Annotated in this window: 16 protein-coding genes; 4 read left to right on the top strand and 12 right to left on the bottom strand. The window is 43.7% G+C overall.

What is annotated here, in order from left to right:
• Window positions 1-107 precede the first annotated feature (107 nt).
• On the bottom strand, window positions 108-2,636 hold the full coding sequence (locus HJG39_RS10835) for a PilZ domain-containing protein (RefSeq protein ID WP_268409122.1): 2,529 nt from the start codon (window positions 2,634-2,636) through the stop codon (window positions 108-110).
• A 284-nt stretch (window positions 2,637-2,920) separates the two neighbouring features.
• On the opposite strand from HJG39_RS10835, the gene radA reads away from it, so the two are divergent.
• A complete protein-coding gene (radA, locus tag HJG39_RS10830) occupies window positions 2,921-4,276 on the top strand; it encodes a DNA repair protein RadA (RefSeq protein WP_268409121.1) in 1,356 nt (451 codons plus the stop codon).
• Here the strand turns inward: radA and HJG39_RS10825 are convergent.
• The 7 genes from HJG39_RS10825 to HJG39_RS10795 all read right to left on the bottom strand — a co-directional run bounded on the left by HJG39_RS10825 (window position 4,273) and on the right by HJG39_RS10795 (window position 11,526).
• The gene (locus HJG39_RS10825; RefSeq protein WP_268409120.1) at window positions 4,273-4,638 is read right to left on the bottom strand and encodes a PilZ domain-containing protein; all 366 of its coding nucleotides are present in this window, start codon (window positions 4,636-4,638) and stop codon (window positions 4,273-4,275) included. The two genes, radA and HJG39_RS10825, sit on opposite strands and share 4 nt — an antisense overlap.
• An 81-nt stretch (window positions 4,639-4,719) precedes the next feature.
• The gene (locus HJG39_RS10820; RefSeq protein WP_268409119.1) at window positions 4,720-5,865 is read right to left on the bottom strand and encodes an iron-containing alcohol dehydrogenase; all 1,146 of its coding nucleotides are present in this window, start codon (window positions 5,863-5,865) and stop codon (window positions 4,720-4,722) included.
• A gap of 139 nt (window positions 5,866-6,004) precedes the next feature.
• Window positions 6,005-6,679 carry a 3'-5' exonuclease gene (locus tag HJG39_RS10815; protein ID WP_268409118.1) on the bottom strand — a complete coding sequence of 225 codons (675 nt, stop codon included), beginning with the start codon at window positions 6,677-6,679 and terminating at the stop codon, window positions 6,005-6,007.
• Window positions 6,676-8,517: a DUF294 nucleotidyltransferase-like domain-containing protein gene (locus HJG39_RS10810; RefSeq protein ID WP_268409116.1), complete on the bottom strand. Its 1,842-nt coding sequence runs from the start codon at window positions 8,515-8,517 to the stop codon at window positions 6,676-6,678. Before HJG39_RS10810 ends, HJG39_RS10815 begins: the two co-directional genes overlap by 4 nt.
• A gap of 127 nt (window positions 8,518-8,644) precedes the next feature.
• Window positions 8,645-10,351, bottom strand: coding sequence for a sodium:solute symporter family protein (locus HJG39_RS10805; protein ID WP_268409114.1), 1,707 nt, complete (start codon window positions 10,349-10,351; stop codon window positions 8,645-8,647).
• A gap of 9 nt (window positions 10,352-10,360) precedes the next feature.
• Window positions 10,361-10,627, bottom strand: coding sequence for a DUF4212 domain-containing protein (locus HJG39_RS10800; protein ID WP_268409112.1), 267 nt, complete (start codon window positions 10,625-10,627; stop codon window positions 10,361-10,363).
• A gap of 338 nt (window positions 10,628-10,965) precedes the next feature.
• Window positions 10,966-11,526 (bottom strand): acyloxyacyl hydrolase, encoded by a 561-nt coding sequence (locus HJG39_RS10795; RefSeq protein ID WP_268409111.1) that lies wholly within the window; start codon window positions 11,524-11,526, stop codon window positions 10,966-10,968.
• A gap of 400 nt (window positions 11,527-11,926) precedes the next feature.
• Here HJG39_RS10795 and HJG39_RS10790 point away from each other — a divergent pair, with 400 nt between their 5' ends.
• Window positions 11,927-15,379: a PAS domain-containing hybrid sensor histidine kinase/response regulator gene (locus tag HJG39_RS10790; RefSeq protein WP_268409110.1), complete on the top strand. Its 3,453-nt coding sequence runs from the start codon at window positions 11,927-11,929 to the stop codon at window positions 15,377-15,379.
• On the opposite strand, the gene HJG39_RS10785 is transcribed toward HJG39_RS10790, so the two are convergent.
• Together HJG39_RS10785 and HJG39_RS10780 are read right to left on the bottom strand one after the other, a co-directional pair.
• Window positions 15,317-15,595, bottom strand: a complete 279-nt coding sequence (locus tag HJG39_RS10785; protein ID WP_268409108.1) for a diacylglycerol kinase — start codon at window positions 15,593-15,595, stop codon at window positions 15,317-15,319. The genes HJG39_RS10790 and HJG39_RS10785 overlap by 63 nt on opposite strands.
• Window positions 15,588-17,594: an LTA synthase family protein gene (locus HJG39_RS10780; protein ID WP_268409107.1), complete on the bottom strand. Its 2,007-nt coding sequence runs from the start codon at window positions 17,592-17,594 to the stop codon at window positions 15,588-15,590. Before HJG39_RS10780 ends, HJG39_RS10785 begins: the two co-directional genes overlap by 8 nt.
• A 173-nt stretch (window positions 17,595-17,767) precedes the next feature.
• Between HJG39_RS10780 and HJG39_RS10775 the strand changes: the two genes are divergently transcribed.
• Complete coding sequence (locus tag HJG39_RS10775) at window positions 17,768-18,445, top strand: response regulator transcription factor (protein WP_268409106.1); 678 nt, start codon at window positions 17,768-17,770, stop codon at window positions 18,443-18,445.
• Window positions 18,446-18,516: 71 nt separating this feature from the next.
• Here the strand turns inward: HJG39_RS10775 and HJG39_RS10770 are convergent, their stop codons facing one another.
• Together HJG39_RS10770 and acs are read right to left on the bottom strand one after the other, a co-directional pair.
• The gene (locus HJG39_RS10770) at window positions 18,517-19,161 is read right to left on the bottom strand and encodes a response regulator transcription factor (RefSeq protein WP_268409105.1); all 645 of its coding nucleotides are present in this window, start codon (window positions 19,159-19,161) and stop codon (window positions 18,517-18,519) included.
• Window positions 19,162-19,203: 42 nt separating this feature from the next.
• A complete protein-coding gene (gene acs, locus HJG39_RS10765; protein WP_268409103.1) occupies window positions 19,204-21,117 on the bottom strand; it encodes an acetate--CoA ligase in 1,914 nt (637 codons plus the stop codon).
• A gap of 237 nt (window positions 21,118-21,354) precedes the next feature.
• On the opposite strand from acs, the gene HJG39_RS10760 reads away from it, so the two are divergent.
• On the top strand, window positions 21,355-22,575 hold the full coding sequence (locus HJG39_RS10760) for a DcaP family trimeric outer membrane transporter (RefSeq protein WP_268409101.1): 1,221 nt from the start codon (window positions 21,355-21,357) through the stop codon (window positions 22,573-22,575).
• The last annotated feature ends 214 nt before the right edge of the window (window positions 22,576-22,789 follow it).

Raw genomic sequence — 22,789 nt, 5'->3', positions numbered from 1 at the left:
AGCCACAAAGGACCTGTATTTTAAGAGTGTAGGTGGATTTTGATGTTACTGCTTAGGTGTGAAAGTGCCATTAATGACAGTTTGTGACATTAATGGCATCTGAAGGATTAAGTGTTAACAACCTTATTTTGCATTGCGGATTTATTCGATTTAATCACGGCATTATCAAAGCCGTTTCGACGTAGTGCTTCATCGGTAATATCGATGATGTCGCCTACACCGGCAACATCCCATAGACTTTGTTCTAACGACTTCGCCTTGTGTTGGGCGTACATATTAACGTAACTCATTTCTAGCCTGAGTACATCGGTATCCGGGCGACCTGTTCGGGCAATAAATATTTTTATCGCATAAAATTGCCCTTGTTCGACTGCCAACTGAATATAATTCCTTTGTTCTTCCAGTGTGGCGAAGGTATCACTGAAGCGACCTTTTATGGCTTCATGATAATCCGTTTTGCTTGGATCAAAACGGATAAATAATTCACGACTCACCGGCTTGTTGCTCATTCGCATCTCTTTGAGTGTGTCGGCAATAAACTCTTTGTCATTACCCGGCGCACAGTACAGAGGGTATGCGTTCATCGTTTCGGATTGCGCTTCCGTACCGAAGGAAAAGAGTGTCAATAATGGCGAAGAAACCGTCGGTATTGTCATTGCATCAGGAATGAGGTGAACGCCATCTTTACGAATGAAGAAGCCAATGTTTTGTACGTTATTCGCGTAGATATTCTTCAAGGCTTCTCCCATACCGGGCATTTCTTCTTCATCTTGATCCATTTTCAACTTAGAACGATTGGATTTAATTAACTCTGAAAAGAACAATGAAGCGATGGGGGTTTTAGCATTGGATTCTTCTTTAAAGGTTTTGAGGTTCAACACCTTCCCGTCTTTCGACACATTACGTACTTCGTAAGGGAGATCTTGTAACTTATATTTGCTGGTCATGCCTTGTAGCTTTGGAAAAGCCGCATTGATAATGGAAAATGCCTGACCGTTAAATGCTTCTTCTAACTCAATGCGTAACCCGCCAGTAGAAACATCGTCTGTAATGCCTTTCATTGTTGAACCAAGATGCTCAATTATCACTGGGGTACGCAGTTGAAAGCGGTTTTCAACGCGCAGGTTTTGATACTTGAATCGGAATAAGTCTATTTTGGGGTGTACTTGCGTACGTGTATGCACCAGCTTTTTGATGAGCGGTAAATGGCTCTTTGCGGCGGGTTGCCTTTGATAAGCGTGAATTGACGTATCATCGGATACTTCAGTGACTAATGCTAAGTGGCTAACATTTTTAAGCCTCGCCAGTAATCGCGGCGGAGGCGGTTGATTTTCTTTTCTAACGTTGTCGCCAATATCATTTGGTAGCGAAAGCGGGCGGTAACTTTGATTTATATCCACTTGTGTTAGCTGTACCTTGTACATACGCCAGCTAACTTTTTTTGAAGCAAAGCCCTGAAACACCTTCATTAATGCATTGCTGCTATCCACTTCAACATTACTTAACGAATAGAAAAACACCTTATCGTTACTGATGTTATTAAATACATACACATAGAATTCGTTGATTCCTTTGCTAATGGCATGTGTTAGACGCTTTGGATTGAGGAGATAACCAAGCAATAATTCATTATGCTCGTTCGCCCAATAATAAATGCTGCTTTTATTACAGTCATTAGTGAGCACAAAACGAGGTGAATAAACGCCCTTAATATTTCCAATGTAAACAGGAATAGAGGTAAAGTTTGGAATGTAATATTGCTCATAAGTCTTGCTGCGGATAGCTTGCAAGGTGTTGTCAATATTGACTTTGTACCGACGCTTATTGCCTCTAATAAACTGCTCAAGAAAGGTGGTGAAATAGGCTGTCTTATCGGTAACAATGCGTTTTAAGCCAATACGTTGCTCTTTATTCGAAGTCTCAATTTTAACCACTTGATAGGGGATGCCATTACGTTTATCCAAGGCGTATTCTTTCTCAAGACCTCGGAAGAAAACATTGAAGTCTTCTCCAATTTTAAACGGCGTTTTTAAGTCGGTTTTAAACTGTAGTCCATTTACCGATAAATCGATTGTAACCCCATGAGTCGACTGATTGAATTCAGAAAATAATTCAATGGCGACCGCAAAATTCATGCGTTCTTCGCTACGTTGCGGTTGATGTGCAAATGAGTGAGCCGGGACGATGTAAGGGTTGGTGTTTTCGTCTTCTTCTGTGGCGGCAACTTTGTCTTTAACAACCTCAGGTTGAGCGGTTTGGGTTTTATCGGTCTCTTCTTTCTTCCTTTGCATGACACGGAAGTTATTTTCTGTTGTCGTTACAGCTTCGTAAACGCCGAGTGTATATTCGCCATAGATACGGACTTCTTTTTCGAAAACTTCACGCGCAGTTTCATCAAGAAAATGTGTGATATTGTCATATTCGAAGATTTCACATTCCCCTGCAACGCGGCCTCGTAAATCGATCACTCGTACACAAGGACGAGCTAGGCGCTTTAATTCCATTTTGATAAGGAAGCGTTTGTGGTTGGGAATATTACTGGCTAATTGATTTAAAATTTTGTTGAAGTCGGGTTCATTAACGAAGGGCTTCAGTTTTTCAATTATGCTGCTGTATTTCTCTAAATCTTGATTCATGAGACCGAATTACCATTAAACTGCGTATTTGAATTATTCGAGCGCGGCTAGATGCCGTATTAATCAGTTTAAGCTTTCACTTGCACGCTTTGCGCGACTTCTACAAGCCATATCGGCAGTATGTGGGAATTTCTCTAATCAGACAAGCTATCGTGGGACATATTATTCACACTTAGCACTTAAAAAGTGAAATTAACTGTAAATTTAAACAGTGTTTTTGAGTAGGAATTACTTTAGAATTCTGTCCGACATTGATAAATGATGCATCAGTTAAGGAAAAAGCAATGGCTAAAACCAAATCGGCGTTTGTGTGCAACGATTGCGGCGCAGATCATCCTCGCTGGCAGGGGCAATGCAATGCTTGCGGTACGTGGAATACATTAACGGAAATTGTGGTGGCGGGAGGCAAAGCCGATTCCGTGCGCAGTGGCTATGCCGGGAGCACCTTAGCACGCGTCCAGAACCTAAACGAAATTGATTTACAAGCCTTACCCAGAGTGCATTCGGGTTTTTCAGAATTAGATCGGGTGCTAGGAGGCGGTATCGTGCCGGGCGCAGCAATGCTTATTGGTGGTTCACCGGGGGCAGGGAAAAGCACCTTACTGCTTCAAGTCATGTGCCAACTAGCGCAAAGTAAACGCACCATGTATGTCACTGGTGAGGAATCCCTACAGCAAGTAGCCATGCGGGCTCAGCGTTTGGGGTTGCCAACCGACAAACTGCGCGTGCTCGCAGAAACTAATATCGAAAACATTTGTCAGCTCGCACAACAAGAAAAGCCGGAAGTGATGGTTATTGACTCCATTCAGGTTATGCACATGGCAAGTATTCAATCTTCGCCGGGGAGTGTGTCTCAGGTGCGTGAAAGCGCTGCGTATCTCACACGTTATGCGAAGCAAAATAGTGTGGCGATGTTTGTGGTAGGGCACGTGACTAAAGACGGCAGCTTGGCTGGCCCGAAAGTTTTAGAACATTGTATAGATTGTTCCATGATGTTGGATGGTGATAACGACAGCCGCTATCGCACATTACGGGGGCATAAGAACCGCTTTGGTGCCGTCAATGAGCTAGGCGTTTTTGCCATGACAGAAAAGGGCATGAAAGAAGTGAAAAATCCGTCGGCGATATTTTTGAATCGTTCGGAAATACATGCACCGGGGACAGTTGTGTTTGTTATTTGGGAAGGAAGTCGTCCTCTGTTGGTTGAGGTGCAGGCGCTCGTCGATTACTCCCAAGGTGGACACCCTCGTCGAGTCGCCGTTGGTGCGGAGCAAAATCGTTTAGCGATGTTGTTGGCGATTTTACATCGGCACGGTGAAGTGCAAATGTCGGATCAGGATGTATTTATTAACGTGGTTGGCGGTGTCAAAGTGGCTGAAACAGGTGCAGATCTGGCATTGATCTTGGCGCTTGTTTCCAGTTTCCGAAATCGTTCGTTACCTCAAGATCTAATCGTCTTCGGAGAAGTGGGATTAGCCGGAGAAATTCGCCCAGTACCGAATGGCACTGAGCGATTATCTGAAGCGGCAAAACACGGTTTTAAGCGTGCTATTGTGCCAAAGTCTAATGTGCCTAAGCATGACCTTGGTATGGAAGTGATTCCTGTAACACAGCTTAAAGAGGCATTGGAGCACTTTTAATGTGAGCCATTCTCAGCTAAAGCGTGTAATTCCCTATTGAGTAAGTCTTCATTGCCGAGGTTAAGTTCAAGCATTTTTCGCAACTCAGAAACGCTGAAAATATCCATTTTGTCGCATCGAATGCCCAAATTATTCTGTTCAATATGACAAACGGTGCCATCAAACTCAATTTCTTGAGGATGACTAGGCAGTAATATTTTAATGTGAAGTTTTGCCGAGATATTCGGTATAAACTGGGAGGGGCACTCTATTAATGCCCCTTTAAGTGATAAGTCGATGAGATGACTACGCCACTTAAATTCACCGGAACTAAGCTCGACTTCACTCTCAATCATTATGCGAGAAAAGTGTCGTTTTTCCATTGAAGTTGGCCTTATCTATTTTGTTGCAGTTTACAGTAAGTATAAGCAGCAATTTTCCAACTTGAGATGTGAACTTAAGTATTAGTCGATAGCTTGCGCTAATATCTCGCGACAATGGTTAATGCCGATTGCCTGCTTCTCCCCTAAACGTGCCATGCCATGACTTTTCAAGTTTGCAATAACCGCTTCTATCGCAGTGTCTTTATCCTGACCATATGACGTTAGGCGTGTTTCTACTTTCAGGCTTAAATAAAACGCTTCCATCGCTTGTATGGTGTCTTCCGCTAAAGTGTCGGTTTCGGTTAGGTTAAATACGTTTTTACCCAGTTGCATAAGCTTTGCGCGTTTATTCTCAAGCTGATTGCGTAACAACGCAGGTTGTATAATTGCCAAAGAGCGTGCGTGATCAACACCATACAGCGCCGTTAATTCATGACCAATCATATGTGTTGCCCAGTCTTGCGGAACGCCAGTGCCAATGAGTCCATTTAGGGCTTGATTGGCCGCCCACATCAAGTTTGCTCGCCACGCATCGTCTTGTTGATCGATAGTTTTCCCCAATTGCAGTAACGTTTTTAGCAAGGCTTCTGCGTAACCTTCTTGCACCAGTGCTTGAGTTGGATAGGTCAAGTATTGCTCACACACATGCACAAACGCATCAACAACGCCATTCGCCACTTGCCGCTCGGGAAGGCTTTTAATGACATCTGGATCCAGTACCGCAAACTTTGGCAGTACCGCTGGGCTAATAAAGCTTAGTTTCTCATTCGTTGAGGCTTTGCCAATAACAGAGGCAGGGTTTGACTCTGATCCTGTTGCGGGGAGTGTTAGAATGGCGCCAAGCGGCAAAGCTCGTTCCACTGGTACCCGTTTTTTAAGAATATCCCAGCCTTCGCCTTGATAGTAAAAGGCACCCGCAATATATTTTACGGCATCAATAACAGAGCCTCCGCCAACGGCAAGAATAAAATCAACGCGCTCTTTTCTGGCTAATTGAACCGCATCGTCTAGCTGTTCCACGATAGGGTTCGGTTTAACACCCGCAAATTCAACAACAGCATGACCTTGTAATGCTGTGATGACTTGATTGTAAATACCGTTTTGCTTAATCGAGCCGCCGCCATATACCAATAGGACTTTTTTATCTTTTGGGATGAGTTGAGCAATGCTGGCAATTTGTCCCTGACCGAATTGAATTTGAGTTGGATTAGAATAAGAAAAGTTCATGGTTTCTCTCTGTTACTTATGCGTTTTGCGGTAATAATCTTGCAACCTGTGAATACTGTGCTTGGGCAGTATAGATGAGCGTTTTCGATGGAACAAGAACAGGTTACAGCGTTGAATGTTGGTTAGCCTTGTCTTGGTATTAGCTGATTGAAACCGCTTCGGTCCGAATTAACTGGTGTAAAGGCTCACTCCCTTTCGGGGAAAACTCATGCAGTTGCAACAAGGCGAGTTCCATGGTTGCCATCGCATCAGAAAGCGCATTGTGTGCATTGATGTTGCCTAAACCATAGCGCTTTCTGCAATTCACAAGAGTGAGATCCTTGGGACCAATTGGATGTTGCTTTTTAAGTAAAAGGTATCGAGCCATTTGCAAGGTATCGAAGTAAGTGAACTCAGGGAAATCAATATCCAAAGTCCGGCAAGCGTTTTTCAGTGCATTGGTATCAAGTAACGCGTTGTGAAAAACCCAGATATGGGTTTCAGCGTATTGCAATAAGCGTGTAAGGATCGGACGTAGGTCTTTGCCCTGAGTCACGTCTTGATTAGTGATGCCGTGGATTGTCGGGCTTTGTTGTAAATCGGCCTCGGTTTTTATGACTTCATGGAAAGCACTTTCCATGCGAATTTTTTGTCGTTCACAGCAAACCCAGCCGAAGGACACAATATTGGCATCTCGCTCTAGGCTAGTAAGCTCTAGATCCACGGCCAATAATGGTAATTCGCCAATAGCCAAATTGTGCCACTGTGGCGGTAGCAAATGAGTCTTGAAGATACGTCGTGCTGTACGTTGTAGGGTACTGATTAAATCTGTCAACTTGCCATTCCGCCGCTAAATTTCATAACCAAACCTTGTTGTGCTTGCCGAATTTGCTGGAAGGCGGTTTTGAGTTGATAACGCTCAATAGGAGAAAGCTCTTTCATCGATACCAAATTATCCGTTGCGTTTTGCGTTAATTGATGACGCCAGCGCAAGCGCGTTAAAAACAACCACGCGTCTTTTAGGTTGCGTCTATCGTGATGGCTTAGCCCGGCATTTTCAGATAAAGCGTCAAGTCGCTCAACTATTGATGGAACCGTGACTCCGTCGGCGAGCGCATAAATGCGAACGATGTCATTTAAAATGGCAACCGCCTTTTCTTTGATGTTAATACAGTCTTTGATTGGGGCGTTTTTGTCGTAAACAAATTGTCGGAACAGCGAAAGTGGCACATCAACATCGTTAGCAAAACGAGCAAGCGAAGCTAAGAACATGGAATTGCGTAAAATTTTGGTACGCGCTTGTAAGTATTTCTCAAATAAAGATAAGTTGCCTGCTACGCAGCGAACGTCTAGAAAAATATTAAAACGCATAATGGCGTCTTCGCTCGGGTTAGTGCAGCGGTTTCGTGTTTGTTCTAACGCTTCTTCGAAAGATAAACGCAGCTCAGGGTTGGATGCCATAATATTGCCACCACAGAGTTTGATACCGCATTTTGCCAACCCTTTACACACGTAATCTGCAAAGTCGGCCAAGTATTTGGCTTCTTCCTCATTGGGCTCTCGCTCTAAAAGCAGCGCATTGTCTTGGTCAGAACCTAAGTTTTGATCGCCTCGAGCTTGTGAGCCATAAACCAGCCAGCAATAACTCATAGGCAAAGGGCCATGCTGCGAGGTAAAGAAGCTAATCAGTTTGCGCGTCATGGTGTCGGTGGCTTGAGATAATACCTTGCCAGCAATGTCAAAATCACTAAACCGGCTGGCATAGGTTTTAAAATAATGGGGAATTTGCCATGAAGCGTTAATTAATTCGTAAAGGTTGTTTGCCTTAGCGATGTCGTCAATAACCAGCAAGATATTACTGCGTTGTGCTCGCAGAATATCTGAAGCGCTAATCATGCCAAGAATGTTGTTTTTCCCGGAGTTTGAGCAAGGCTCAACTACCGGCAAATGCTGAATATTGTGTTGTGTCATGATGCTAAGCGCATCTAGCATGTTCGCGTTGCCTCTGGTGACTGTGGGGTCATGGGTCATGACCTCTGATACTGCAATTTGAGGTGATACTCCTTCGGCAACCACACGGCTACGAATATCTTTGTCGGTTAATATGCCGATTAAATATTGGTCTTCGGTAATCAGTAGTGAGGAAATGTGTTCTTTCGCCATGATTTTCGCGCAGTCTTCAATACTTGTATGGCTTTCTGTGGTAATGGGCTTGCGTTTCAGTTGGGTCGCTATTTTTTGATAAAGCCAGATATTGGCAGATTCATCTAGCGGTGAGCTTGCGCCTTTATTGCTATAATTTTCAAAAAACTTACCGAGGGCAGAGTGCTCCGCAATAAGTTTTTTTATAATGCCAATTGGTAGGCTATACACCAACCCCGGCTCTTCAATAGCAATAAAAATACCTTGATATTCAGGGTCTTGAATGAGCGGTAAACCAAAAAAATCCCCTTCCCCTAACTGTCGTGTGACCCCTTTTTCCTGAACGCTGTAATGCCCCCCTTGAATGAAGAAGATATGTGACTTTTCGTTGGGTAATTGAGCTTCAATATTTTCACTGGTGACATAATTCAATGTGGAAGCGGTAATCAGTTTCGTTAAATCTTCTTTGGGTAAATTGTCGAACGGTGCGTGACTTTCAAAGAATTGTAGAACTTGATCAGGTATATCCATCGTAGACTCATCTTCAAAGGTTGGAGCTTCTAACTTCAAAGCATTGAACGGATAAAAAACAAAAGCAATGGCCACCGGAGGTAACCATTGCTTTATGACGTTTTAATTGATCTTACTCAATTAGCGATTAGTGATCGTGCGCTTCACCAGCACCTTTCGGATAACGGATGCTTTCAACCATATCCTGAATTTCTTGTGGTGCTTCACCCATAATTTTGTATGTTACGAAGGCAACGAGAAAGTTAACAATCATGCCTAGCGTACCAATACCTTCTGGTGAAATTCCGAAGAACCAGTTTTCAGGCTTGTTCGCTGCGGGGTTTACAAATTTGAAGTAAATAATGTAGGTTGCAGTGAACACAATGCCTGAAATCATGCCTAACACCGCCGGCTTGCTGCTCATTCTCTTATGGAAGATACCCAAGATAATAGCAGGGAAGAAGGACGATGCGGCGAGGCCGAAGGCGAAGGCGACCACCTGCGCTACGAATCCGGGTGGATTAACACCAAGGTATCCCGCAATACATAGGGCGGTAGCGGCGGCAATTCGCGCATATAGCAGTTCCTGTTTGTCGGAAATGTGTGGCATTAAGTTTCGTTTTAAGAGGTCATGGGAGACTGACGTTGAGATAACCAGCAGCAAACCTGCGGATGTAGATAGTGCTGCGGCTACGCCCCCTGCTGCAACGAGTGCAATGACCCAAATAGGGAGGTCAGCAATTTCAGGGTTGGCAAGTACCATGATGTCGCGGTCAACTTTCATTTCGTTGCGCTCGTCACCAGAGTAGAACATTTTGCCATCGCCGTTTTTGTCTTCCCAACCAATTAAGCCTGTTTGTTCCCAATTTTTAATCCAAGATGGGGCTTCAGCATAAGGTGTACCGCTTTGATCCTGACCGTTAATGGTTTCAATCATATTCACGCGAGAGAAGGCTGAAATGGCAGGTGCAGTGGTGTAAACCAAGGCAATGAACAATAATGCCCAACCCGCACTCTTACGTGCATCGCGCACTTTCGGTACAGTGAAGAAACGCACGATAACGTGTGGTAAACCAGCGGTGCCTACCATCAATGCGGCGGTGATGAAGAATACATCAATTGTACTCTTGCTCCCGTCGGTGTATTCGGTAAACCCGAGTTCGGTGGAGAGTCCATCGAGCTTATCGAGCAGGAAGGTCCCCGATCCATCGGTCATGGTTGCACCGAAGCCCAGTTGAGGGAAAACGTGACCTGTCATAATGATTGAGATAAAGATGGCAGGCACAAGATAAGCGAAAATCATCACACAGTATTGTGCTACTTGCGTATAGGTGATGCCTTTCATTCCACCTAAAACGGAGTAGAAGAATACAATTGCGATACCAATAATAACGCCCATTGTAATATCGACTTCTAAGAAGCGACTGAATACTACGCCTACACCACGCATTTGACCGGCAATGTACGTAAATGAAACGAACAATGCACAAATAACGGCAACGGTGCGCGCTGTTTGAGAGTAGTAACGATCACCGATGAAGTCGGGAACCGTGAATTTACCGAACTTTCTTAAGTAAGGCGCTAAACATAACGCAAGAAGTACGTAACCACCGGTCCAACCTAGTAGATAAACCGAACCATCGTAACCCATGAACGAGATTAACCCCGCCATGGAAATAAAAGACGCGGCTGACATCCAGTCTGCGGCTGTTGCCATGCCATTCATAACAGGATGTACACCACCGCCTGCTACGTAGAATTCTTTTGTTGAGCCTGCTCTGGCCCAGATAGCGATTCCCATGTAGAGCAAGAAGGTCAAGCCTACAATGAGAAACGTCATGCCTTGAATACCCATAATCCGCTCCTATTCCTCGTCCACACCAAATTCTTTATCAAGATCATTCATTTTCTTCACATAGATGAAAATGAGTATTACGAAGACATAGATTGCGCCTTGTTGGGCAAACCAAAATCCAAGTTGAAACCCAAAGAAGCGGATTTCATTTAGCACATCGACAAGTAATATGCCGAATCCATAGGAGACGACGAACCATACCGTGAGCAACTTGCCCAGCAGGCCCATATTTCTACGCCAGTAGGCGGCTTTTTGTTCTTCAGACTGGAAAGCCATTGCTGTTCCTCCATTTATTATAATTTGGGCTATTTGCAATATTTACTCTAAACCCAGTTTGTCAATGAAAGTATCGGACTTTGGTCTCAGATGTAAAAATTGCGTAACCAAGTCGTTAATGGTCAACGCTAAGCTTTTGAAAAATAGGGTGATGTTTAACTATTCTGCATGGATAAAAATACCGGCGGTTAAACGATATATAGGGAAGAATAGTCTGAAGTTAAGATAACGCTATGCATAAATATGAAAAAAGAGAATGGCCTCAAACGGCAATTCTCTTTTGGATGTGGAAATGACGTCACTCAAGAAAAAATGACGGGTTAACAATTAACGCAAATTTAGAAGTGCGTCGAGTATGCCAAGCTAAAGAAATCAATACCGGGATTGATAGAATCCAAGCCACCGTTTGAGTAATGCATATAGCGGAGTGCAATCAATTGATCATGCTTTTCACCGAATGCCATGGATACGCCAATTCTGTCTTCAAATTGAAAATGTGTGCCTAAGTCTTCACCACCAAACATTGAATCTTCCAGCACCGATACACCGATACCCGCTTCCCAGCGAATTGGGTTGTTAAATACTGTGGCAAATTGCTTCGTAAAAACAGGCGATAAAGCAATGGCGTAATTGGTATCATCAACGTCGCTGTCCCCATCGTTCCAATAATTGAGGCTCACTTCCCAATAAACATCGACGTCACCAAGCAGGGGAAGATTATTTAATGTTGTATGATGGGGACGAAAACCCAGTCTTACACCATCAACACTACCTTCGCCAATTAAGTAATCTACTGCAATAGCGGGTTGAGAGGCAGAAGACGCGCTAGAAAACATCAAGCCTAACAACGTAACAAAGATGATGGAAAAAAGGCTTGATAAACTTCTTTGGTTTAGCATGTTAAGTTTCTCATGAAGTAAATTTTTGCGCGGATTCTAAATGAAAAAATGGGTAAATAAAACAACCTATTTAAAATTGAATGTTTCTGAATGTTATTTTTACGAACACCTTTATTCTTGAAAGGGTCTGTTGGCGAAGAGTTGTAGCTTGATTGAGCGCAAAAAGTACAAAAAAGTAGCTAAAGGCTTGCTTGTTTTTGATGGTCATGTTTATTGAGATTAAATATTACCATCTTGCAAAGAGTGACAGTGACGCTTTTTATGTCATTGGTTTGCTCTCTCGTTTCAGGTTATCGGACTTTGGTCTCAAGCATCAAAATAGTGCATTTGCTGTGATATAGTCATTTTATAAGTCGTTGAAAAACACTATCAAAAACCGTTCTTTTATCGAGCACAGCGAATGACATTGGGCTTAACCCTATTGGCCTTTGCTTACCTCATTACCCTGTTTTGGCTGGGGCGTTGGGGAGATAAGCATAGTGCTAATGCCAGAAAATTCACCTCCCATCCCGCAGTTTATGGTTTGGCATTAGCCATTTATTGTACGGCTTGGACTTTCCTCGGCGCTGTAGGCGAGGCAACACGTAATCAGTGGAATTATCTGCCTATATTGCTCGGGCCAGCACTGGTATATATTTTTGGTCGGCGATTCTTAAGTAAGCTGGTAAAAGTCAGTAAAAAACAAAATATCACAACGATTGCTGATTTTATTTCGTCTCGTTATGGTAAACGTCAAACGGTTGCGCTGTTAGTCACGTTAATTGCGTTGTTAGCTACCATCCCCTATATCGCACTGCAACTGAAAGCCATTGGAATCACCTTTACGATCATCTCGGGTACGGAGCAAGCTGACTACATTATTCTGTTTTCCACCTTCTTTATTGGCTTATTTTGTATCTACTTTGGAACACAGCGTACTGATGTGACGGAATATCGCCATGGGCTCATGCTGGCTATAGCGTTTGAATCGATTGTTAAATTGTTAGCGCTTTTTTTAGTCGCGGTGGTGAGTTATTTGTTTTGGGCTGGCACGCCAGATGCTCATGCAACGGGGTCTGCTTATAGTGTTATTTCGCCAGCCTTCTTTAATAGCTTTAGCTTTAATTCGATTGAATTTTGGGCGCAAACCTTAATTGCGGGCGCGGCGATTATTTGTCTTCCTCGGCAGTTTCACGTTGCCATTGTCGATAATTTAAACCCCAAGCATTTGAAAACGGCTCAATGGTTGTTCCCAACTTATTTGTTTATTATTGCTTTAACAATTCCGATTATTGCGTCTTTTGGTGTTATCGTCTTTGGTGGGCAAGATGTATCTCCTGATACTTATGTATTAAGGTTGGCACTGGAAAGTGACTCGATTATTGTCACGGGTATTGTCTTTTTGGGCGGCTTTTCTGCTGCCACCGCAATGATTATTGTCGCGACGTTAACCTTGAGCACCATGGTGACAAACGATGTTATTTTGCCGCGTATTTTAACAGCCTCATCCACATCCTCTCGACCCGGTATTCATACTCAAAAAATACTTTGGATACGGCGCGTAGTGATAGCGGGATTGCTTATTTTAGCTTCGCTATATCATCGGCAAATTTCATCAACAACAACATTAACGCACATTGGCCTGTTAGCCTTCTCACTCGTTGTTCAGCTATTACCCGCGATTGTTGGCGGGCTGTATTGGAAACGCGCTAATGCACAAGGAGTGTATGCCGGATGGGTAGCTGGATTAGCGGTCTGGATTTGGTGGCTAATTGTGCCATTATTAAACGACAACCTATTACCACAACAACAAAGTGAAATGATAAGTGTCGCAGCGGTTGTTAGTTTATTTTCCAATATTGGAGCCTTTATTGTTTTTTCCCTTCTTGCGCCACAAAGGCTGGCCGACAAAATTCAAGCTTATGCTTTTGTTGATAGCGATGAGCAAAAACTTAACCCTCTTAAGTTAACAGCGAGTAACGTTACTAACGACGATCTGCTCACCGTGATGAATACGTTTTTGGGGATCGAGCGTTGTGGTCAGCTAGTTCAAGACTTCGAACAAAAAAATCAAATTCGTATTGAAGGGCATGTTTCGCCACAGAGTAACTTTATTCAATTTTGTGAACGAGCGTTGGGAGGCGTGATTGGTGCGTCTAGCGCACATTTGTTAATTAATTCAGTGGTAAGTGGTGAGCAACTGAATTTTGAACAAGTGATTCAAGTCTTTGATGAAACCGCTCGTGCGATCCAAATTAACCAGTCGGCGTTGTTTGCCTCGTTAGAAAGCATGGAGCAGGGGATTAGTGTTATCGATCGGGATCTTAATCTCGTGGCATGGAATCAACGTTATTTGGAAATGTTTGATTATCCACAAGGGTTGGTAAGTTATGGTACTCCCATAGAGGAATTAGTGCGCTACAACGCAATTCGAGGTGAATGTGGTGTTGGTGAAGTGGAAATGCTGGTGCAAAAACGTGTTGAGCATTTACGGGCGGCGCAACCTCATAAGTTTATACGTCAGCGCAGTGATGGTCGGGTGATCGAAATGGTGGGAAATCCGCTACCAAGTGGCGGCTTTGTGACTAGCTTTAATGATATTACCGAGCATATTGAACTGCAAAAAGCCTTGGAAGAAGCCAATATCGATCTTGAAAAACGGATTCAACACAGGTCAAAAGAAGTACAGGCGATTAATGCCGAGTTGCGCTCGGAAATTGAGCGGCGTAGTACCGTTGAAAAACAACTATTAGCTGCTCGCAGTGCCGCAGAGGAAGCAAATAATAGCAAAACACGTTTTCTCGCGTTGGCAAGTCATGATGTTTTGCAGCCGCTCAACGCCGCTAAACTGTATTTATCCGCATTAAAAGAAATGAACTTGTCTTCTGAAGCTTCTGGAATTTTCGAGAAAATAGACGACAGCGTTAATGCAAGCGAGACAATGATCTCAATGTTGCTCGATATTTCTCGCCTAGAACAAGGCGAAATGCAACCCACTATGACCAGCGTTTCCTTACGTGCTTTGCTTATGCCATTGATAGATGAATTCGAAGTCGTCGCTTTAAAAAAGGGGTTGTTGTTATCTGCGGTGATAGACGATCTTTGGGTGGTAACTGATACGACGTATTTGCATCGTATTATCCGAAATTTGCTATCGAATGCGATTAAATATACCAACATTGGTTCAGTCACATTAAAAACGCGCTTAGATAATCAAGATGCCAATAAAGTGGTTATTGAAGTGATTGATACAGGGGTTGGTATTCCTGAAGTTGAACAAAAGAAAATTTTTAATGATTTTTATCGGGTGCAAAATAGTCAGGCAGAAGGTGTTGGTTTGGGGCTTGGTGTGGTGTCCCGCTTATCTAAACAAATTCAAGCTGAAATTCATGTGCATTCTGAACTTTGGCAGGGCAGTTGTTTCACGGTGTCGCTCGAGCGAGCGAAAGCACAACAGGAAAAAAGCGTTGGAACTGAGCCTTCTTCCTCGGGCTTAAATAGCTTACAGGTACTTTGTATTGATGATGAGCAGCAAAATTTGAATGCAATGAAAACCCTCCTAAGCAAATGGGGGATGAAGGTTGAGTGTGTGACCAACAAAAGCCATGCTTTGCAAGCGGTTGATCGTCAGCAGCCGAACGTGCTATTGGTCGATTATCAACTGGCTAATGATGAGAATGGCATTGATATTATCTTGACCATACGTCAGCAATGTGAATACAACATTCCTGCTATTTTGGTGACGGCGAATCGTCAAGAAGAGGTTGTTCAAAGAGCCGCTGATAACAATATTCATTATCTGACGAAACCATTAAAGCCCGCTAAATTGCGAAGCTTGTTGCGTGGCATCAAGCCCACCAAGAAAGACGAATAACGTGGCGATAATCAGCGCCACGCTTTCATATAATGAAAAGGGTAAAAAGGGCAATAATGCGAGTGTTGTTATAAGTAGCCACACTTCTTGCTTGAAAGCTGACTCATGACTCACTAGCCAAGTTAACGCTCGTATTGAGTTGCCTAACGCGAATTTTAAGCGTTTTAACCCCTTAAGTTTATTTTGGTTGTCGAAGGTCATATTCGGTTCAATCATTGTGGCGGGCCTGTCGAGTTGAAAAAGCAATGCGTGCGTCTGTATTGGAACTTGCATCGGGTAACTTGAATAAGCTCTTTTGGTAAGCTGCGGAACTAAACAAAACATGGGCTTTTGCTTTTTCAAGTAACGCTGCATGTTGGGCATTTTTCGTGGTTCGTGTTTGTTTTTTGTCTTTGCTGTCATAGCGCCAATAACTGACTTTTTCACCGGGCATAAGTATCGCGACTTCATTGTTTTCAATGTAAGCAAAGTTGTTGTAATACTGCATCATGGCGCGCTCTACAGGGTATTGCTTGGTAAGGTCAAACCCTGTCATGGGGGAGGCGGTTTCTACACCAATTAAAGACAACAAGGTAACGGGGAGGTCAAGTTGGCTTACAAGGCGATCATCGCGTTGCGCCGCCAATCCGCTATTTAATATAACCCCCGGAATATGAAAAGATTTGATTGGCACCGGTTCTGTGCCGTAAGCACGAATATCATGGTCTGCTACCACTAAGAACACGGTGTCTTCCCAATAGTCCTGTTGTTTCGCCTTTTCGATGAATTTTCCTAAAGCGTAGTCGGCATATTTGACTGCTAAATCTCGTTTAATATCGTCGCTCTGATAATCCTCAGGGAGAGAGACTTTGTGAGCTGGAATGTCAAATGGGTCATGATTACTTGAGGTAAAAATTAAGCTGAAAAACGGATTGTCAGATTTAGCGAGTTGCGAAAGCTCTTTATCTGCTTGGGTAAACAAATCTGCATCACAAGCTCCCCAAGAAGCAATATAAGTGGGGGATTCAATGTTGTTAAAATCCACAATATCCTGAAAGCCGTTGCCAATGAAAAAGCTTTTCATGTTGTCGAAGTGGCTTTCACCTCCGTAAATAAACTGTGTGCTGTAACCTTCCCGAGATAAGGTATCGGCAATGGTGTAAAACTGGTGTTGCGATTTCGATAACTTCACTACGGATTGGGAAGGCGAAGGAGGAAATCCGGTTACGATGGCTTCAATTCCGCGCACCGAGCGCGTGCCTGTCGCATAGAGGTGATTGAATCCCCATCCTTCGTTGTAGAGCTTATCGAGTTCCGGGGTGATGCCTGCACCGCCTAGCGCGCCAACGAATCGCGCACCAAGACTCTCCTCTAAAATAATCACTAAATTCTTTTTCTTTTGCGTTTGATAAGCCGGGTTAACGGATAAGGTGGGTAAATCGTCGCTGACGAAATAAGTACGATGAGATGCTTGCTTAACCAAGTTAAACATCTCGCTTTCGTCCATTTTCCCGTAGAGATTAGCGACATTTTCCTCATTCTTCATATTCTTTAACGCAAAAGCGACGCTGTAAGGAGAGTTAAGTGTAAGGGCATTGACTAAGGCATCTTGAGAGAAGTACACCAATGATGGGTTGAGTGGGCGGTGTCCTGTTGTCCCTCTGGCCATTAATACCAAGAGGAGTAGTACTGGGAAACTGACTAACAACGCTTTTATGTTATTTAAGTGGTTTGAAGGGCCCATTACTGGAACGAGCTTACGATAAAAATGCGTAACGAGAATACAGGTGATAAAAACGAACACTAACGAGGCTAAATGCCCGGAAGTAAGCATGGAAAATACTTCTTTAGGGTAGGTTAAATATTCAATAAATAAACGATTTGGCCTGACATCATATTGATTAATAAACGCTGGTGTTGAGGCTTCACACATTACCACTAAAACAACAATGGCGACGCTATAGCAATAACCAACTTTGGCAATGAGAGGTTTAAGCAACTGCGGGAGAAACTGATGCAGCATCAGCAGAAGCAGCAGGGGCAAACTTAAATAAGCGCTGGAGCTTAAATCTACGCGTAGGCCACCTACCAACATCGGAATAAGGAACTCGGTTTCAATTCTTGTTTGTTGCCACAGCATTAGGCTGATTCGGCTCAGCGTGAAAGCAACGATTAACGTGAAGAACAAAGTGAGAACCGGTTTTAGGTATCTAAAATAAGCGTTGTGATGATTCATAATGTTTTCGGTGTGACTGCATTCGAATCTGAGACTAGGGCCGATTTCTTAAGATTCGCTTAGGCTAAACTCCGGTTTCCACGAACTGAGAAATAATCAGCAAATCTTCAGTAATTCTTAAGGAATGCAGAATAAATTTTCAGCATCACCCGTTGTTTAGTTGAGAAGTATTTTTGAAGGTTTTATTAGTTGAAGGCTCAAGCTCACTTAGGAAAAACCTGACTATGGGGTTGAGACATTGCGGCTTTACGGTCGATGCGACGGGAGATGGTTCGGAAGGGCTAAGTATGGCATTGAGGGAACAATATGATTTACTCATCCTCGAGATTATGTTGCCAAGCTTGGATGGTATGAGTTTGTTAAAAGCGTTACGCAAAGAAAATCAGCAAGTCCGGGTTTTAATTTTATCGGCGAAAACCCAACCCGAGGAGCGTGTACTAGGGTTGTTGTCTGGGGCTGATGATTATATGACCAAACCATTTTCATTTGACGAATTACATGCGCGTTTATTGTGCCTGATGCGCAGAGGCACATTGAACATATCAAGCAATATTATTCGTTACGATATGCTTACCTTGGATCTTCAATTAAAAGTGCTTAAAGCTGGCGACGACATTGTTGATCTCACGCCCAATGAATTTAAGATCATAGAGTGCTTATTTACTAATCAGAATAAGGTTATTACAGCTAAAAAATTGAGTAGTTACATTACGGGCAACTATGATCGTATTTCCAAAAATGCCTTAGAAGCGCATATTTCCTCAGCTCGAAAGAAGTTTAAGCTCACCGGATATGAACTCCCCATTCAAACAAAACGTGGCTTTGGCTATTTCGTTAAAGGTCTGGGATAAAGCGTAATGAAGTCCATTCGTCAGCGCTTAGTCAAAGGGCTATCGCTTAGCATTACGAACCCCATTGGTGTTTATTCGCTAGGCGCCTCTAACTGCAACTGTGTGGCAATAATAACGGCTTGTGTGCGGTTGCTAATGCCCAGTTTCTTAAATATTGAGGTAATGTGGGTTTTCACGGTTTTTTCCGCAATGCCCAAACTGTAGCCAATTTGCTTGTTAAGTAAGCCATCCCTAAGCATACACAATACTTTGTATTGTGCGGGTGTGAGAGTGGAAACTTTATCTACTAAATCCACAAATTCCGGGTCTTCCTCTCCTTCGGATGTGAACTTTTCTGGTAACCAAATATCACCTTCAACCATAGTACCAATTGCTTTGGCAATGGTGGCGGCGTCGGTGGTTTTAGGGACAAATCCTAATGCACCAACATCAATGATTTTATTAATGATATTTCTATTTTCTGTACCTGAAACTACCGCAACGGGGAGGTCGGGAAAGATTTTACGGATATGAATAAGACCGAATAGGTCCTGACTTCCGGGCATATGAAGATCCAACAGAAGCAAGTCGATGTCCAAATCTTGACCGAGTAAGTCAAGGGCTTGGTTCATATCGCTTGCTTCATAGATGGTCACTTCATCCATATGAGCGTTTAAGGCACCGCGCAGTGCATCTCGATATAGCGGATGATCGTCCGCTATAAGCAGGTTAATCATTTACATCATTTTCCTGATGGTGGATATACTGCGCTATGTTACCTATTTGTTAAGCCTATTTTCAATCAAAGGATCCACAACGGATGGATCTGCTAGTGTGGAAGTGTCACCTAACGACTCATATTCATTGGCGGCAATTTTACGCAGGATACGACGCATAATCTTACCAGAGCGGGTTTTTGGTAGTCCCGGGGTCCATTGAATATAGTCTGGTGTGGCGATAGGGCTAAGTTCAGTTCGGACCCATTGGCGCACCTCTGCGGTAAGTTCTTCTGATGCTTCTACACCGGTTACAGGGGTGACATACACATAAATGCCTTGGCCTTTAATGTCGTGTGGGTAGCCTACAACCGCCGCTTCGGCAACGGATTTATGCGCCACTAAAGCACTTTCAATTTCGGCGGTACCAAGGCGATGACCGGAAACGTTTAGTACATCATCCACACGGCCGGTAATCCAGTAGTCGCCATCTTCATCGCGTCTTGCGCCATCACCAGTAAAGTACACATTATCGTAAGTGCTGAAGTAGGTTTGCACAAAGCGCTCGTGATCGCCGAATAACGTTCGTGCTTGGCCGGGCCAGCTATCTTTAATGATAAGATTGCCTTCTGCGGCACCTTCTAGCTCATTGCCTTCGTTATCGACCAACGCTGGTGCTACACCAAAGAAAGGCTTTGTTGCTGAGCCCGGCTTTAATGTGGTTGCGCCGGGAAGCGGAGAAATCAAAATGCCACCCGTTTCGGTTTGCCACCATGTATCTACAATTGGGCATTTGCTGTTGCCGATAGTGTCGTAATACCAATGCCACGCTTCAGGGTTAATGGGCTCTCCCACTGAACCAAGTAAGCGTAAAGAGTCACGAGTGGTATCTTGCGCAGCTAAGTCCCCTTTTGCCATCAGCGCACGAATTGCGGTAGGCGCGGTGTACAGAATATTAACTTGATGTTTATCAACAATTTGACCAATACGACGCTCGTCTGGGTAGGTCGGAATACCTTCAAACATGAGGGTCGTTGCGCCATTGGCTAGTGGTCCGTAAACAATGTAAGAGTGACCTGTAATCCAGCCTACGTCAGCAGCGCACCAGTACACGTCACCCGGTTGATAATCAAAAATGTATTTGTGGGTTGTTGCGGCATACACCAAGTATCCACCCGTTGTGTGCAATACGCCTTTGGGTTTGCCTGTTGACCCTGATGTGTACAAGATGAAAAGCGGGTCTTCTGCATTCATGACTTCGGGTTCACAAACTGGTGAGCACGCAGCAGTGACGTCTTGCCACCAGTGTTCATTTTCACCGAGCGCTACTTCATCCCCCGCACGATACACGAAAGTATGGGCAACGCTTGGGCATCGATTACCTTTTAACGCTTCGTCAACATTGGTTTTCAGTGGGAATACGCGTCCACCACGGTTGCCCTGATCGGCGGTTAAGACAATTTTGGCTTCACAGTCGTTGATGCGATCTGCAATGGCATTAGGTGAGAACCCGCCAAAAATAACAGAGTGAACCGCACCTATACGAGCGCATGCAAGCATGGCATAAGCCGCTTCTGGAATCATCGGCATGTAGATTGCGACACGATCGCCTTTGCCGACACCGTGTTCTTTTAGCGCGTTTGATAAACGACAAACATTGTCATGAAGTTCTTGGAAGCTAATATGCGCGCTGGTTTCTGGGTCGTCGCCTTCCCAAAGAATGGCGGTTTCATTTGCACGTGTGGCTAAATGGCGGTCTATACAGTTAACGGTGACGTTCAATTCGCCGTCTTCAAACCACTTAATATCAAGGTTGTCTTTGCGGAAGCTGGTGGATTTGATTTTGCTTGGCGGAGTTGTCCAATCTAAGATTTGCGCCTGCTTTTCCCAGAACGTTGTTGGATCGGCAATCGACTCGGCATACATTTCTTTATACTTCTTGCGATCAATCAAATAGTTTCTATTCGTTGTACTCATATTCGTGCCTCTTGAATGCTGATCGGTTTTGCAACTTAACCTTGGCTGCTCATTGTTGGAAAGTGACAAATAACACCAGCATGAAGTGAGTTGCGTGCCAGTAACTTATCTGAGGGCCATTTTTAAAAAAAGCGAGACGCTTAAGTATCGGACTTTGGTCTTAGTCGGACCAAAGTCCTATGGTTCGCTCGTCATTATTACGACAAATTCAATCAGGTGATGACGAGGAACAAAACCATGAAAAAACGATATAAAACAAATTTAGCACACTTACATTGCTCTGATTTTTCAACAAAAAAAAGTTCACTTAAAAAATCTCTAGTCGCACTTGCTTTGGTTGCCGGTTCACAGGCAGGTGTATCTCAAGCAACGGCTGCACCATTAGAAGACATTGATGTTTCCTTTAGCGGTTACATAAAATGGGACTCAATGTTTAGTAATTATAGCGATGGCAGTATTGCCTCTGGCAGTATTGGTCGTGACTTTTATATTCCGAGTTTGACTCCTGTGGGGGGAGCAGATGAGTCGACGCAGTTCGATTCGCATATCAGACAAAGTCGCTTTCGTTTTACGACCAACACCGACTTGGGAGGGGGTGAAAAGATAAAAGGTGTACTTGAATTCGATATGATGGTTGTTCCTGATGGCAACGAACGCATTAGTAATTCACATCAACCACGTATTCGCCATGCGTTTTTGCAATACCAAAATTGGATCATTGGTCAAACGTGGTCAACCTTCCTAGATGTGAAAACATTACCAGATTCTATTGATTTTATCGGTGTCACCGATGGTTCTATTTTCGCCCGTCAACCGTTAATTCGCTACACCCAAGGGCCTTTCGAAATTGCGTTAGAAAACCCGGAAACCACAGTAACACCATTCGGTGGTGGTGCGCGTATCGTCACCGATGATAACGCTGTGCCTGATTTAGTCGCCCGCTACACCTTTAAAGGCGATTGGGGACACTTCTCGGTTGCGGGTATGGTGCGTGAACTTGCTTATGATGATGGTATTGTTGATAGCTCAGAAACGGGTTACGGCATCAGCTTGACGGGTAAATTCATGCTTGGTCAAGATGACTTACGTGTGATTTTCAACGCAGGTTCGGGCTTAGGCCGTTATTTGGCATTGAATGCATCCAATGGTGCAGTGCTTGATGCTAACAATGAACTCGAAGCCATTGATTCTACAGCGTATGCGATAGCTTACCGCCATGTGTGGAACAACAAATCACGAAGCACCATTATGTTTTCTGCGCTTGATGTAGATAACGAGGTGGCATTAACAGGGCTTTCTGCCACAGAAAGCACCTACAGCGCGCGTATTAACTATATGTATTCTTTGAATAAGAAGTTAGAAGTGGGCGCAGAATACGGTTATGCCAAGCGTGAAATAGAAAGCGGATTGGAAGGGGATATGAATCGCTTCCAATTCATGGCTAAGTATTCGTTCTAAGAGGTGACGCGATTAGTGGCCATATAACCTCTCTCTTGCTCGGATATATGTGCCACGCTTTTTTTTGCGAATCAAATCCTTAAATAAGTTGATAATAGCCAATAAAAAACGCCGCAATCTGTAATAGATGCGGCGTTTTTATTTTATCAGCTACTCAATTAGCCTCTCATGGAAATTTATTGCAGATTCTCTGTTTATCCATCTTTGTGGCTGA

This window comes from Alteromonas sp. a30 (assembly GCF_026788005.1).
GTDB lineage: Bacteria > Pseudomonadota > Gammaproteobacteria > Enterobacterales > Alteromonadaceae > Paraneptunicella.
This window is presented reverse-complemented; position numbering and strand designations above follow the sequence as displayed.